A 12,480-nucleotide genomic window follows, 5' to 3' on the forward strand; every position below is an offset into this window, starting at 1 on the left:
TTCGGGCCTGCCCTTTTTCACAAGAGGGGAAGCGATGGCACAGAACCCAGAGTTACACTTGTGGCGCATGGTGCTGGCCTTGGCGATACGGTAGTGACGGGCTGCTATGCGGACCTTGCCGTCGTTCACCATTATTGTAACATGACATCTCCGACTGGGCGATGGATGGCGAATGCCCGATCAATGTAATTGTCCCATCCGGCTTCATGATCAACCTTGTGCCGTCGGGCATCGTAGAATCGATGCGGCATCAACGCTATCCAATCGATCAGGAAAGCCACCGGCTAACAGAAACGGTAGCGTCCGTGCAACAACGCCGTCCAGAGGAGGGCCAATCACATGCGCGGGATGCTTTGGCCGTCTGACGCCAGCCGACCGGCAAGCGCATCTATGGCCTGTTGTGCATAATCCATCCGAAGTTGATATTCGCCGCCGCCGACAACAAATTCTGGAGGCTCATACCCCAAAACGCCCAAGACCTGCCTGAGATGGGTGCCCGACAATGAAACATAATCGGCGTTTTCGCCAGTGATCCAATTATAGAAACGACCGCCAAATCTTTTGCGTCTGCGTGCAGCGGCACGGACAAAGGCGCATTGAACTGCCAACGACTGGTGTAACCCTGCGACATCATGCGGGAATAGCGACATCGCAATTCTAACCCAAGCGAACATGGGCGCGCTGCTGAAAGGAGAGCCCTCCTTGAACCCCCTGAGGGGCTTGGGGGGCAACCTTACGACTTTTATTATGGGTAAGCCTTCGGACAATTTTCACCTCCAAGCCGTCATCGGGTATCTTGTGTCAGGTGGCGAACACTAGCAGGGCATGGATCATGCGGGCGTGATGCGCGCATATCGCGCCGGATTACCACAGCAAGGCAGGCGCGCGGCGTAGATCACGAAGCCGTTACCGCTTCTCATGCTTACTCGCTGACTTGCTTACAAAATGCTTACTTTTCAGCTTTTCCGCCTGTAAGCACCACCACCCCAAAACCCGCTAAGTTGTTGATTTTGAAGATGGTGGGCGACCCTGGAATCGAACCAGGCGTGGGTCTCCCCGGCGGAGTTACAGTCCGCTGCCGCACCTTGCAGCCCGTCGCCCTTAGTGCCGCTCAATTATCGAAGCGGCCCGCAGGCGTCAAGGGCACAAAAGCGCCCCTGCCCGAACTTCTTGCCTCACCCCGATTCCCCCCTTGCACCCCGCGCCCTGCCTGCGCATGCTGAACCTGACACCGCGCGGATACCCGCGCCCTGCAAGATGATGAAAGCAAGTGACATGAAGAAACCCGATTGGGTGATCGACAAGGAACGCGCCAAGCGCGCCAGCAGCGCCACCACGCTGTGGCTGTTTGGCCTGCATGCCGTGGAAGACGCGCTGAAAAACCCAAAGCGGGCCAAGCTGCGCCTGATCCTGACGCGCAATGCCGCCGACAAGCTGGCAGAGGCGGTCGCCGCCTCGGGGATGGAGGCTGAGATCAGCGACCCGCGCAAATTCGCAGCCCCGCTTGATGCCGCCGCTGTGCATCAGGGGGCCGCATTGGAGGTGCGCCCGCTCGATTGGGGCAGTGTCAGTGACTGCTGCGCCCCGGAAGGGGCACGCGGGCTGGTGGTCATGCTGGACCGTGTGAGCGACCCGCATAATGTCGGCGCGATCCTGCGCTCGGCCGAAGTGTTCGGCGCGCAGGCCGTTATTGCGACCCAGCGCCATGCCGCCCCTGAAACCGGCGCTTTGGCCAAAACCGCCAGCGGCGCGCTGGAGCGTCAGCCTTATTTGCGCGTGCGCAATCTGGCCGAGGAAATGGAGGTGCTGAAATCCTTGGGCTATGTGGTTCTGGGGCTGGATGGCACAGGCGAGGTGTTGCTGGCCGATGGCTTGGCCCAGTTCCCCCCCGGCCCGATTGCAGTTGTTTTGGGTGCCGAAGGGCCGGGCCTGCGCGACAAGACGCGCGACACCTGTGATCTGATCGTGCGGATACCGGCGACAGGGGATTTCGGCTCGCTCAATGTGTCGAACGCAGCGGCGGTCGCGCTCTATGCCGCGCGGATGGCACAGGGAGACGGGTAGCGTACATGCTCAGCGATCAGATTACCGATTTCGGACACAGCGCCAGCGGGCAGCCCGTTCAACGCATCACACTGCGCTCGGACGGGTTGGAGGTCAGTGTGCTGACCTTGGGGGCCATTTTGCAAGCGGTGCGGCTTGCGGGGCTGCGCCCTTCGGTCGTGGTGGGGTTCGACAGCGCCCAAGCGTATGGCGGGGCCAATATGTATTGCGGCGCAATTGTCGGCCCGGTCGCTGGCAGGTTGCGCGGTGCAGAGGCGATGATCGGCGATCAGCTTTGGCGGTTTGATCCCAATGAGGGGCAGCAGTTGCTGCACAGCGGCGCAGAGGGCGTACATCAGCGTCTGTGGCAGATCGCAGAGCTGGGCGAGGACCATGTGACCCTTGCGCTGGATCTGGCCCATTGCGAAGGCGGCTTTCCCGGTCTGCGCCGGTTTGAGGCGCGCTACCGTGTTGCAGGTCACAGCCTTTCGCTGGACCTCATAACCCGAACCGACCGGCCAACGCTTGCCAATCTGGCCCCCCATGCGTTCTGGAACCTTGGCGGGGGCGATACGCTTGCGGGGCATCGGCTGCGCGTTGCCGCGGATCATGTTCTGCCTGTCGGGCCAGAACTATACCCCGTCGCGGGCCCTGCCCCTGTCGCCCGGCATCTTGATCTGCGCAACGGGCAACCGCTTGGCGCATTGCCGGGCTATGACGAGTGCTTTTGCCTGTCGCAGGCGCGCCAGCCCATGCGCCCTGTCGCGTGGCTTGATCTGCCCGATTTGCCGCATGCCCCGGCGCTGAAAATGGCCACGACCGAACCCGGCTTGCAGGTCTATGATGGCAGGCGGCACCCGACCCGGCCCTTCTTCGGCGTGGCATTGGAAAGCCAGTGCTGGCCGGATGCGCCGCATCACGACGCGTTCCCGTCTATTATGTTGCGACCAGAGGATGGCGCGCTGTGCCAAAGCACCTGCTGGACGCTCGATCTCATACCGAGAGGTGATGCAGAATGATGCGGTTGCTGGCGTTTGCGGTGCTTGGGCTGGCCTTGCTGTCGGGGTGCGCCTCCATCTCGCGCGAAGAGTGTCAGGTGGGCGACTGGGCGGCGATTGGGGAACGTGATGGTGCAGACGGGCGCGTCGCCGACACACAATTTGGCCGCCATGTGAGCGCCTGCGCCAAGGTCGACATCACCCCGGATCGCGCGGCATGGGAACAGGGTTATGCGACAGGGCTGCGCTCTTATTGTACACCGCAAACTGGCCTGCGCGAAGGCGAGGCAGGCCGCCCCTATCGCAATGTGTGCCCCGGTGCGGATGAAGCCGGTTTCCTGCTGGGGCATGATCTGGGCCTGAGCGCATATCGCCAACGCGCACGCATCGAGGAAATCAGGCGCGAGATTGCGCAGTTGCAGCGCTTCTCGCCGGTACGATCCGACGATCCCCAGTCAGAGGGTGCGGCGCGGCGGGCAAGGCAGGCAAGCCAGAGTGAGATATTGATGCTCCGTCTGGACGAGAGCATGGCCCGCGCGCAACTCTTGCGGATCGAGCGTGAGATACGCGCTTTCAGGGCAGCGTTATGAAGTCGCGCTGCCCAGAGACCACACGGCGCAACACCAGCGGGTAGAGCTGGTGTTCCAGTGGCAAAATGCGCGCAGCCAGTGTCGCAGGCGTGTCGCCGCTCAGCACCGGCACGCGCGCCTGCCCCAGAATTGGGCCATCATCCAGTTCGGCGGTCACTTCATGCACTGTACACCCGGCCTCAGCATCGCCAGCTTCAATTGCGCGGGCATAGGTGTTCAGACCCTTGTATTTCGGCAAAAGCGAAGGATGAATGTTTAGCATCCGCCCTTCAAACCGGCGCACGAAGTCGGCACTCAAAACCCGCATGAACCCTGCCAAAGCAATCAGGTCCGGCTGCGCATCCCGCAATGGCTTTAGCAACTCGGCCTCGAAACCCGCCCGATCCCCCTTGAAAGCGCGATGATCGACCACAGCCGTCGGGATGCCCATGGCCTGCGCTTTGGCAAGCCCGCCTGCCTGCGGGTCATTCGACAACACAAGGCAGGGGCGCGCGGGGTGGTCACCCTGCATGGACTGCGCCAGCGCCACCATATTTGACCCCGATCCTGAAATCAGGATCGCGACACGCTGCGTCATGCCAATGTGCCCGAATAGCGCAGACCGGCACCTTCGCTGACATGGCCCAGCAGGTATACCTGCTCGCCTGCATCACGCAGCACGGCAGTCAATGCCTCGGCGCGGTCAGGGGCGACGACCAGCACCATACCGATGCCCGCATTAAAGGTTTTCAGCAATTCGGCCTGATCCAGCCCCCCTTCGCTGGCCAGCCAGCGAAAGACCGGTGGCAGACGCCACGCCCCAAGGTCAATATCCGCGCCAAGCCCTTCGGGCAAGACACGTGGCAGGTTTTCAGTCAGCCCGCCGCCCGTGATATGGGCCAGCGCATGAACCCCACCGGCACGGATCGCGGCCAGCGCTGGTTTGACATACAGGCGCGTAGGCGCAAGCAATGCTGCGCCAAGGCTTGCATCAGCGAATGGTGCAGGCGCGTCCCACCCCAGCCCTGCCCGCTCGACCACCTTGCGCACAAGGCTATAGCCATTGGAATGCACCCCGTCAGACGCCAATCCAAGCAGCACATCGCCGGGCTGGACACCGGCGGGCATCTCGGCCCCCCGCTCCATCGCGCCGACAGAAAAACCGGCAAGGTCGAAATCCTTGGCCTCGTACATGCCCGGCATCTCGGCGGTTTCCCCGCCGATCAACGCGCAGCCAGACAGGCGGCACCCTTCGGCAATGCCAGAGATGATGCGCGTGGCCGCTGCCACATCCAGCTTGCCGGTTGCAAAATAGTCGAGGAAGAACAGCGGCTCTGCGCCCTGACAGACCAGATCATTGACGCACATCGCCACCAGATCAATTCCGATTGTGTCGAGCGTGTCGGTATCAATCGCAATCCGCAGCTTAGTGCCCACGCCATCGGTGGCGGCAACCAGAATCGGGTCGTGATAACCTGCCCCCTTGAGGTCGAACAAGGCACCAAAGCCGCCCAGCCCCGCCATCACCCCCGGACGCATGGTCGCCTTGGCGGCAGGTTTGATCGCCTCCACAAGCGCATTGCCTGCGTCGATATCGACGCCAGCCTGCGCATAACTCAACCCGTCTTTGCCATCTTGCATGATCGCAGCCCCTTGCAGCCGATGCCCTTTGACCCGCGCGATAGCCGATTGCTCAGGTCAGGGCAACCACAGGCAGACGTGATCGGGCAAACTGCCTGCTTGACCCTGTCTTGCAATCCGCTTAGCTAGCCACCGCCGGGCCTGTAGCTCAATTGGTTAGAGCAGAGCGCTCATAACGCTTTGGTTGGGGGTTCGAGTCCCTCCGGGCCTACCATTCCTCGGCACTTGATTGACGCACTGAATATCCGCAGCCGCCTGAGGGATGTGTGACATGGCGCTGCTGACAGTACGCGGGCCTGGCATGACCATCGGCACTTTAGCACCGCTGGACGATGTGTCCTTCGAGGCGCGCAAAGGGGAAATCCTTGGGCTAGTCGGCGAATCCGGGGCAAGCAAGTCGCTGACGGCGATGGCGGTCATGGACCTGCTGGGGCGGATGGGGGGGGGGCGTCAGCTCGGGTCGATCTTGTTTGACGGGAAGGAACTGGTCGGGCTGCGTGACAGCAGCTACCGGCGCCTGCGCGGAAAGCGGATTTCGCTGATAAGTCAGAACTCATGACCTCGCTTGATCCGATCGTGCGGATCGGCGCACAGATTGATCAGGTGTCGCGCCTGCGCCTGGGTCTGTGAAAACTGGCGGCCAAGGCGCACAACATAGATCTGATGCAGCAGTTGCGCATCCCAAATGCTGAGACATCGCACGGCGCCTATCCGCACCAGCTTTCGGGCGGGCAGAAGCAACGGGTTGGCATTGCCCGCACGCTGGTGCTGAACCCCTCGTTTCTGGTGCAGGTTAAGCCGACCGCCTCGCTCAATGTGTCGATTGAGGCGCAGATCCGGAAGGGCGAGATTCCCAGCCCCTTTAACCTGCCGCCCGGCAGTGCCTTTGCGCAGCGCAGCGATGCCAATACCGACCTTGGCGGGTTCATGAATGTCGCGCGACTGCACGGCTGAAAGGCCCGCCACGCCAACTGCGCGTCGGCCTTTCGCTCGGGCATTGTTACGCGACAGGCGTTTGAAACCTCGCGGCAGTCCGCGCCTAACCATTGGGCGGGATCATTCTTGGCCTACAAACCGCGTGGGGGTGACGGCGGTTCCGCATGTGGCGGGGGTCGATGTGCTGATCGTGTCCAACCCCGGCAAAATGCTGGACTTGCAGCAATTCCGCGCCTTTGGCATTGATCCGGCGCAACACCGTATCGTGGCTCTCAAATAGCAACAGCATTTCCGGGCCGCCTTCGCGCCCATTGCGGACCGGATCATCGTCTGTGACAGCGGCGCGCTCTGCTCTCCCGACCTGCGCAAGCTGACATATCACAAAGTGCCAAGGCCCGTCTTTCCACTGGATTGAGTTGGGATAGGCCACAAATTGTGGACCCCCCGCTTGTTTCGGGTTCTGCAAGCACCATGCGGTGACAATAAAAGCCCTCCCACCCTTCTCGCATAGGACCAATCCTGAACAACAATTCGGATAGGCCGCCGAATGCTTCGCCCTTCAGGAAGCGTGCTCCGCTGACCGCAACAGCTTCCATGTGGAAAACTGCTGGGACATCTACCCGGATGAACCCACAGAGAGCCGGGAAGCACCGCAAGTGGGCCGCAAGGACTCCCGTCAGGGTCGATTGGCACCTGACCTAATTGAACCCATACTTCAAAAGTGACATGGCAGGGTCCGGGGCAGACCTTCGCATCGCTCATAGGGTGGCAGTTTACAGATCGGTCCAACAGGCACTACGCGCACGCAAAAAGTGTTATTCACTGCAATTATGCAGCACGCAGGTCAAAGGACTTGTATTCGCACAACATTGCGGCGAACGCCTTATTTTACGGAGCAATGACAATTCTTGACTTGACCTGCTTGGCGGAATCGGGACAAATCGTTAGCTGTGCAACGCACCGAAAAAATGCTTGCCGTGAACTCCCGGAAAACCGGGGCAGACCGCCGCCAAGGCGGCGACAACAGAGAGGTCGAAATGAAGAAAACCGTATTCGTCGGCGCGCTAACCGCCGCGACGTTTGGTGCTGGCATGGTGCACGCACAAACCACTTTGGAAACAATTCAGAATCGTGGCGAACTTATCTGCGGGTCCAACACTGGTCAGGCCGGTTTTGGCGCACCTGATTCAAATGGCGTCTGGCAGGGCTTCGACGTTGGCTTTTGCCGTGCACTGGGGGCTGCGGTCCTCAATGACCCGAACGCAGTGACCTTCGTGCCACTGACCAGCCAGACCCGCTTTTCGGCGCTGGCTTCTGGTGAAGTTGACGTGCTTGCGCGCAACACCACTTGGACGTTCGTGCGCGACGTGGACCTGAACCTGACATTCGTCGGGACAAACTATTACGATGGTCAGGGCTTCATGGTCACGCGTGAGTTGGGCGTCAGCTCTGCGCTGGAACTGGACGGTGCGACTGTCTGCATCGAAACCGGCACCACCACAGAATTGAACCTTGCGGATTACTTCCGTGTCAACAACATGAGCTACGAGCCCGTACCTGTTGATACCGCAGCAGAAGCGCAGCAGCAGTATCTGGCCGGTGCCTGCGACGTCTATACCACAGACGTATCTGCACTTGCGTCCAGCCGCGCGGCCTTCGCTGAACCCGGCGATCACGCGATCCTGCCTGAGGTCATCTCGAAAGAGCCTCTGGGTCCGGTCGTGCGCCATGGCGACGACCAGTGGGCCGATATTGTTCAGTGGACATTGTTCGCACTGATTGCGGCTGAAGAACTCGGCGTCACCTCGGCCAATATGGAAGAGCTGAAGGCGGGCGGCAACAACCCCGAAATCAATCGCCTGCTGGGTGTTGAGGGTGGCTTTGGCGAAATGCTGGGGCTGGACAATGACTGGGCCGCGCGCGCCATTGCCGCTGTTGGCAACTATGGCGAGCTGTTCTCCAGCACCATTGGCGACCAGACCCCAATCGGTCTGGCCCGTGGACTGAATGCTCAATGGACACAGGGCGGTCTGCTTTACGCACCACCATTCCGTTGATCTGATTACAGGCGCACCCCGTCATCGGGGTGCGCATTTTACAACGTCACATTATAGCAGCTGCATCAGGCACGGTTCTATCCGAGCCGATGAGTGGGGTGTTTCATGTCCAGCACAACTGATCCGCGCGCAGCGGAATCGGCACCACCCAAGCGTGCCTTTCATCCTAGCATGCTGCTCTATGACCAGCGCTATCGTTCGATCACAATTCAGATTTTCGCCTTGTTCCTGCTGATGCTGGGGGCGGCATGGTTGATCGACAACGTCATCAATAACCTGCGCCTGCTTGGCCGGACGTTCAGCTTCAATTTCCTGTCGCAATCGGCAGGCTATGACATCAACCAGCGCCCCATCGAGTATAACAGTCAGATGACGCATGGCCGTGCAGCACTGGTGGGTTTTCTGAACACAGTCATTCTGGCGGTGATGGGCTGCGCGCTGGCCACGATCCTTGGTGTTCTGGCGGGTGTGCTGCGCCTGTCAAAGAACTGGATCGTGTCGCGGCTTGTCACTGTCTATGTTGAAGTTTTTCGCAATATCCCTACCCTGATCTGGATTTTGATTTTTGGCGCTGTCATGGCCGAAAGCATGCCCGCACCTTCCGCCTTTCGGGGCGATGATCCGGCCTCAAGCATGATTTTCGATGCCATCGCCATTACAAATCGCGGCGTCTATGTGCCCGCGATCCTGTTCACGACCGAACTTGGCGTGTTGCCACTTGGCCCTGTATCCCCATCGCTGAACTGGGTGCTGGTGCTGGCCGTTCTGGTGGCCGGGATCTTCGCCAATAAAGTCCTGATCGACCATGCCACGCGCGTGCAAAACGCAACGGGTATACGGCCCAAGACATGGTGGAAATCCCTGCTGGTTCTGTTCGGGCCAGTGATCCTGATATTTCTCGCGCTTGGGGCGCATCTGGAATACCCGGAGTTGCGCGGCTTCAACTTCGTCGGCGGCACGCATTTGCGCAACTCCTTGCTGGCGATGTGGCTGGGGCTTGGAATTTATACCGGTGCCTTCATCGCCGAGATTGTGCGCGGCGGCATTCTGGCCATATCCAAGGGCCAGACCGAAGCGGCCTTTGCGCTTGGCCTGCAACCGGGCAAAACAATGCGTCTGGTCATCCTGCCGCAGGCGTTGCGGGTCATCATTCCACCACTGATCTCGCAATATCTGAACCTGACCAAGAATACCTCGTTGGGGCTTGCGGTGGGCTATATGGACCTGCGCTCGACGCTGGGCGGTATCACCATCAACCAGACCGGGCGCGAGTTGGAAGGGATGTTGCTGCTCATGGCCGTCTATCTGGCGATCAGCCTGACCATTTCGGGGCTGATGAATGTCTATAATTCCCGCGTCAAGCTGAAGGAACGGTGAGATGAGCGATACCCATGCCCAAACCGTCGCCTATGTGCGCAACGAAATGCTGCCCCCCGCTGACCCCCCATTGAGAGAGTCGGGGGCCGTCAAATGGCTGCGCGAAAACCTGTTCTCAGGGGCGTTGAACACGGCCCTGACGCTCGCGGCGCTCGCCATCATCTGGTACGCGCTGGCGGCAATCGGACCGTGGCTGCTGAATTCTGTCTGGTCTGCCGGGTCTTTGGCGGAGTGTCGTGCAATTCTGGATGGGACAAGCGGAGCGTGCTTTTCCGTGATTACGGATCGCTGGCACCAGCTTTTGTTCGGCTTCTACCCGCCGCAACATTACTGGCGCCCGGTGCTGACCTTGGCGCTGCTGTTTGCGGCACTTGCGCCTGTCTTGTTTCCCGCGCTGCCGCGCAAGATGATGATCTTCAGCGCGACTTATCCGTTTCTGGCCTATCATCTGCTATGGGGCGGGTCTGTGTGGCTGCCGGTCTCGGCGGCCCTTGGGTTTGTGGCGGGCTATCTGGCTTATGTCATCCTTGCCCGCGTCAGCACCTTGGTCGCAGTGTTCGCCGCCATCCTAGCGCCCGTGTTCTGGTGGCTTTTCGCAGCCGGTCCCTTCGATCAGGCGCTGAGTTCCGTTATGCCCTTTGGGCTGGAATTTGTGCGTTCCGACAGGTTTGGCGGGTTTCTGATCTCGCTTATCATCGGAATTTCGGGGATTTCGCTGTCACTTCCCATCGGGATCGTGCTTGCCTTGGGGCGGCAGTCGGACATGGTGTTCATTAAATCTGTCTGCGTGATCGTGATCGAGTTCATTCGCGGCGTGCCACTGATTACGCTTTTGTTCACAGCGTCCTTGCTGCTCAACTACTTCCTGCCCCCCGGCACCACGTTTGACCTGATCTTGCGCGTGATCATCATGGTCACACTCTTCGCATCGGCCTATATGGCCGAGGTGATCCGCGGCGGGCTGGCCGCGCTGCCCAAGGGCCAATACGAAGCCGCCGATGCGTTGGGGCTGAATTACTGGAAAGCGCAACGCCTAATCATCATGCCGCAAGCGCTGAAAATCTCGATCCCCGGCATCGTGAACACCTTTATCGGGTTGTTCAAGGACACGACGCTTGTCGTCTTCATTGGCCTGCTGGACCCAATCGGGCTGTCCAACGCGATCCGCGCAGATACCAACTGGAATGGCATCTATTGGGAATTGTTCATTTTCATCGCAGCACTGTTTTTCATCTTCTGTTTCGGCATGTCGCGCTATTCCATGTATCTGGAGCGCAAGCTGAAAACTGATCACAAGTAAGGAGACTGTCATGACTGAGTTACAGCTTGACCCCGGCATAGACCGCGAGATCAACACCAGCGCGATGAAAGTGACCGACGAGGTTGCGATTCAGATCACCGGCATGAACAAATGGTATGGCTCGTTCCATGTGCTGCGCGACATCGACATTACGGTCAATCGCGGTGAACGGATCGTGGTTTGCGGCCCTTCGGGTTCGGGGAAATCGACACTGATCCGCTGTATCAACCGTCTGGAAGAACATCAGTCAGGGCAGATCATTGTCGACGGCACTGAATTGACGGGTGATTTGAAGAACATCGACAAGGTGCGCTCAGAGGTCGGGATGGTGTTTCAGCATTTCAACCTGTTCCCGCATCTGACCATTCTGGAAAACTGCACCCTCGCGCCCATCTGGGTGCGCAAGGTGCCCAAACGCGAAGCCGAAGAAACGGCGATGCATTTTCTGGAAAAGGTGAAAATTCCCGAACAGGCGTTGAAATATCCCGGCCAGTTGTCCGGCGGGCAGCAACAGCGCGTCGCCATCGCACGGTCGCTGTGCATGAAGCCGCGTATCATGCTGTTTGACGAACCCACCTCGGCGCTGGACCCCGAGATGATCAAGGAAGTGCTCGATACCATGATCGCGCTGGCTGAAGAGGGCATGACCATGCTGTGCGTGACGCATGAAATGGGCTTTGCCCAAGCGGTGGCAAACCGCGTGATCTTTATGGATCAGGGCCAGATCGTGGAGCAGAACGAGCCGCGCGAGTTCTTCAACAACCCCAAATCAGAGCGCACAAAGCTGTTTCTCAGCCAGATTCTGGGGCATTAGGGCCAACCATGCCAAAGCGGGGAGCTAGCGGCCTACCCCGCTTGCGCGCGCGATCTGATCAAGCATTAGCGACAAGCGCTCTGGGCAATCCTTGGCACCTGTAACCCACAGATACAAATCCTGATCGTTCTCATCAAGAAGCTGCTCATAGCTGTCAAGATCAGCTGCGCTGAGCTCCGCGATATGCGCATCGGCATAGGGGCCAAGGATCAGGTCCATTTCCTTCATGCCGCGGCGCCAAGAGCGCATGCGCAGTTTCTTCAGGCGCGCCTCAGCGGGAGAGATGTTCATGCTTAGAATGCCTCTTTCAAAATCAATCGCAGTTGTTTTTCAGCCTTGCCCATGCGGGTGGCCAGTTGGGTCATTTGCGTGCGCATTTGCTGCACGTCCTTAAGCAATTCTTGCGCCCCTTCGGCCAGCTCTGCACTTGATGCGGGTTCTGGCACTCCATCGCCCTCACCGGTCAGCAGCCAGCGGATCGAGACATTCAGCAACCCCGCCACCATTTGCAACTTGTTCGCGCGCGGCTCTGACGAATCGTTTTCCCAGCCTTGCACGGTTTTCAGTTTCACCCCAAGGCGGCGGGCAAGTTGTGCCTGACTAAGCCCCTGCGCATCGCGCGCGGCCGTCAGACGGTCCCCAAAGGTCGCATGATCGCCAGAATACCAATCTGCCGTCTCTGCACCTTCCGGAGTCTGGGTTGTATCTGTCATATCGCATCCTTCCCGATTTTATTATGCTTGAA

Annotated in this window: 14 protein-coding genes, 2 tRNA genes and 1 pseudogene; 11 read left to right on the plus strand and 6 right to left on the minus strand. The window is 59.6% G+C overall.

Annotation, left to right across the window (positions count from 1 at the left end):
• Positions 1-335: 335 nt before the first annotated feature.
• Together BD293_RS10690 and BD293_RS22695 are read right to left on the minus strand one after the other, a co-directional pair.
• Positions 336-650 carry a hypothetical protein gene (locus BD293_RS10690; protein WP_142081551.1) on the minus strand — a complete coding sequence of 105 codons (315 nt, stop codon included), beginning with the start codon at positions 648-650 and terminating at the stop codon, positions 336-338.
• Positions 651-1,017: 367 nt separating this feature from the next.
• Positions 1,018-1,101: transfer RNA gene (locus tag BD293_RS22695), tRNA-Tyr, on the minus strand.
• A 174-nt stretch (positions 1,102-1,275) separates the two neighbouring features.
• Between BD293_RS22695 and rlmB the strand changes: the two genes are divergently transcribed.
• Genes rlmB through BD293_RS10705 form a run of 3 tightly spaced genes read left to right on the plus strand, consistent with a single transcriptional unit; the run spans position 1,276 to position 3,631 of the window.
• The gene (gene rlmB / locus BD293_RS10695; RefSeq protein ID WP_142081553.1) at positions 1,276-2,064 is read left to right on the plus strand and encodes a 23S rRNA (guanosine(2251)-2'-O)-methyltransferase RlmB; all 789 of its coding nucleotides are present in this window, start codon (positions 1,276-1,278) and stop codon (positions 2,062-2,064) included.
• Between the two features lie 5 nt (positions 2,065-2,069).
• Entirely contained in the window at positions 2,070-3,062 is a 993-nt protein-coding gene (locus BD293_RS10700; RefSeq protein ID WP_142081555.1) for an aldose epimerase family protein, read from the plus strand.
• Positions 3,059-3,631 carry a DUF2799 domain-containing protein gene (locus BD293_RS10705; RefSeq protein WP_142081557.1) on the plus strand — a complete coding sequence of 191 codons (573 nt, stop codon included), beginning with the start codon at positions 3,059-3,061 and terminating at the stop codon, positions 3,629-3,631. Before BD293_RS10700 ends, BD293_RS10705 begins: the two co-directional genes overlap by 4 nt.
• On the opposite strand, the gene purN is transcribed toward BD293_RS10705, so the two are convergent.
• Both purN and purM read right to left on the minus strand, forming a co-directional pair.
• On the minus strand, positions 3,615-4,208 hold the full coding sequence (gene purN, locus BD293_RS10710) for a phosphoribosylglycinamide formyltransferase (RefSeq protein WP_142081559.1): 594 nt from the start codon (positions 4,206-4,208) through the stop codon (positions 3,615-3,617). The genes BD293_RS10705 and purN overlap by 17 nt on opposite strands.
• Positions 4,205-5,251 (minus strand): phosphoribosylformylglycinamidine cyclo-ligase, encoded by a 1,047-nt coding sequence (purM, locus tag BD293_RS10715; RefSeq protein ID WP_142081561.1) that lies wholly within the window; start codon positions 5,249-5,251, stop codon positions 4,205-4,207. Before purM ends, purN begins: the two co-directional genes overlap by 4 nt.
• 137 nt (positions 5,252-5,388) lie before the next feature.
• Here purM and BD293_RS10720 point away from each other — a divergent pair.
• The 8 genes and pseudogenes from BD293_RS10720 to BD293_RS10755 all read left to right on the plus strand — a co-directional run bounded on the left by BD293_RS10720 (position 5,389) and on the right by BD293_RS10755 (position 11,735).
• Positions 5,389-5,465: transfer RNA gene (locus BD293_RS10720), tRNA-Ile, on the plus strand.
• A gap of 57 nt (positions 5,466-5,522) precedes the next feature.
• Positions 5,523-5,810, plus strand: coding sequence for an ATP-binding cassette domain-containing protein (locus BD293_RS23350; RefSeq protein ID WP_170207110.1), 288 nt, complete (start codon positions 5,523-5,525; stop codon positions 5,808-5,810).
• 104 nt (positions 5,811-5,914) lie between these two features.
• Entirely contained in the window at positions 5,915-6,205 is a 291-nt protein-coding gene (locus BD293_RS23355; RefSeq protein ID WP_142081565.1) for an ATP-binding cassette domain-containing protein, read from the plus strand.
• 130 nt (positions 6,206-6,335) lie between these two features.
• A pseudogene (locus BD293_RS23440) lies at positions 6,336-6,602 on the plus strand (MlrC C-terminal domain-containing protein).
• Between the two features lie 622 nt (positions 6,603-7,224).
• Positions 7,225-8,244: an amino acid ABC transporter substrate-binding protein gene (locus BD293_RS10740; protein ID WP_142081567.1), complete on the plus strand. Its 1,020-nt coding sequence runs from the start codon at positions 7,225-7,227 to the stop codon at positions 8,242-8,244.
• Positions 8,245-8,349: 105 nt separating this feature from the next.
• The gene (locus BD293_RS10745) at positions 8,350-9,621 is read left to right on the plus strand and encodes an amino acid ABC transporter permease (RefSeq protein ID WP_246086271.1); all 1,272 of its coding nucleotides are present in this window, start codon (positions 8,350-8,352) and stop codon (positions 9,619-9,621) included.
• A gap of 1 nt (position 9,622) precedes the next feature.
• Positions 9,623-10,921 (plus strand): amino acid ABC transporter permease, encoded by a 1,299-nt coding sequence (locus tag BD293_RS10750; RefSeq protein ID WP_142081569.1) that lies wholly within the window; start codon positions 9,623-9,625, stop codon positions 10,919-10,921.
• 10 nt (positions 10,922-10,931) lie between these two features.
• Positions 10,932-11,735, plus strand: coding sequence for an amino acid ABC transporter ATP-binding protein (locus BD293_RS10755; protein WP_142081571.1), 804 nt, complete (start codon positions 10,932-10,934; stop codon positions 11,733-11,735).
• A 24-nt stretch (positions 11,736-11,759) separates the two neighbouring features.
• Here BD293_RS10755 and BD293_RS10760 read toward each other — a convergent pair whose 3' ends face one another.
• Together BD293_RS10760 and BD293_RS10765 are read right to left on the minus strand one after the other, a co-directional pair.
• Complete coding sequence (locus tag BD293_RS10760) at positions 11,760-12,026, minus strand: FAD assembly factor SdhE (protein ID WP_142081573.1); 267 nt, start codon at positions 12,024-12,026, stop codon at positions 11,760-11,762.
• A gap of 2 nt (positions 12,027-12,028) precedes the next feature.
• Positions 12,029-12,448 carry a helix-turn-helix domain-containing protein gene (locus BD293_RS10765; RefSeq protein WP_142081577.1) on the minus strand — a complete coding sequence of 140 codons (420 nt, stop codon included), beginning with the start codon at positions 12,446-12,448 and terminating at the stop codon, positions 12,029-12,031.
• Between the last annotated feature and the right edge of the window lie 32 nt (positions 12,449-12,480).

The organism is Roseinatronobacter monicus (assembly GCF_006716865.1).
GTDB classification, from domain to species: Bacteria; Pseudomonadota; Alphaproteobacteria; order Rhodobacterales; family Rhodobacteraceae; genus Roseinatronobacter; species Roseinatronobacter monicus.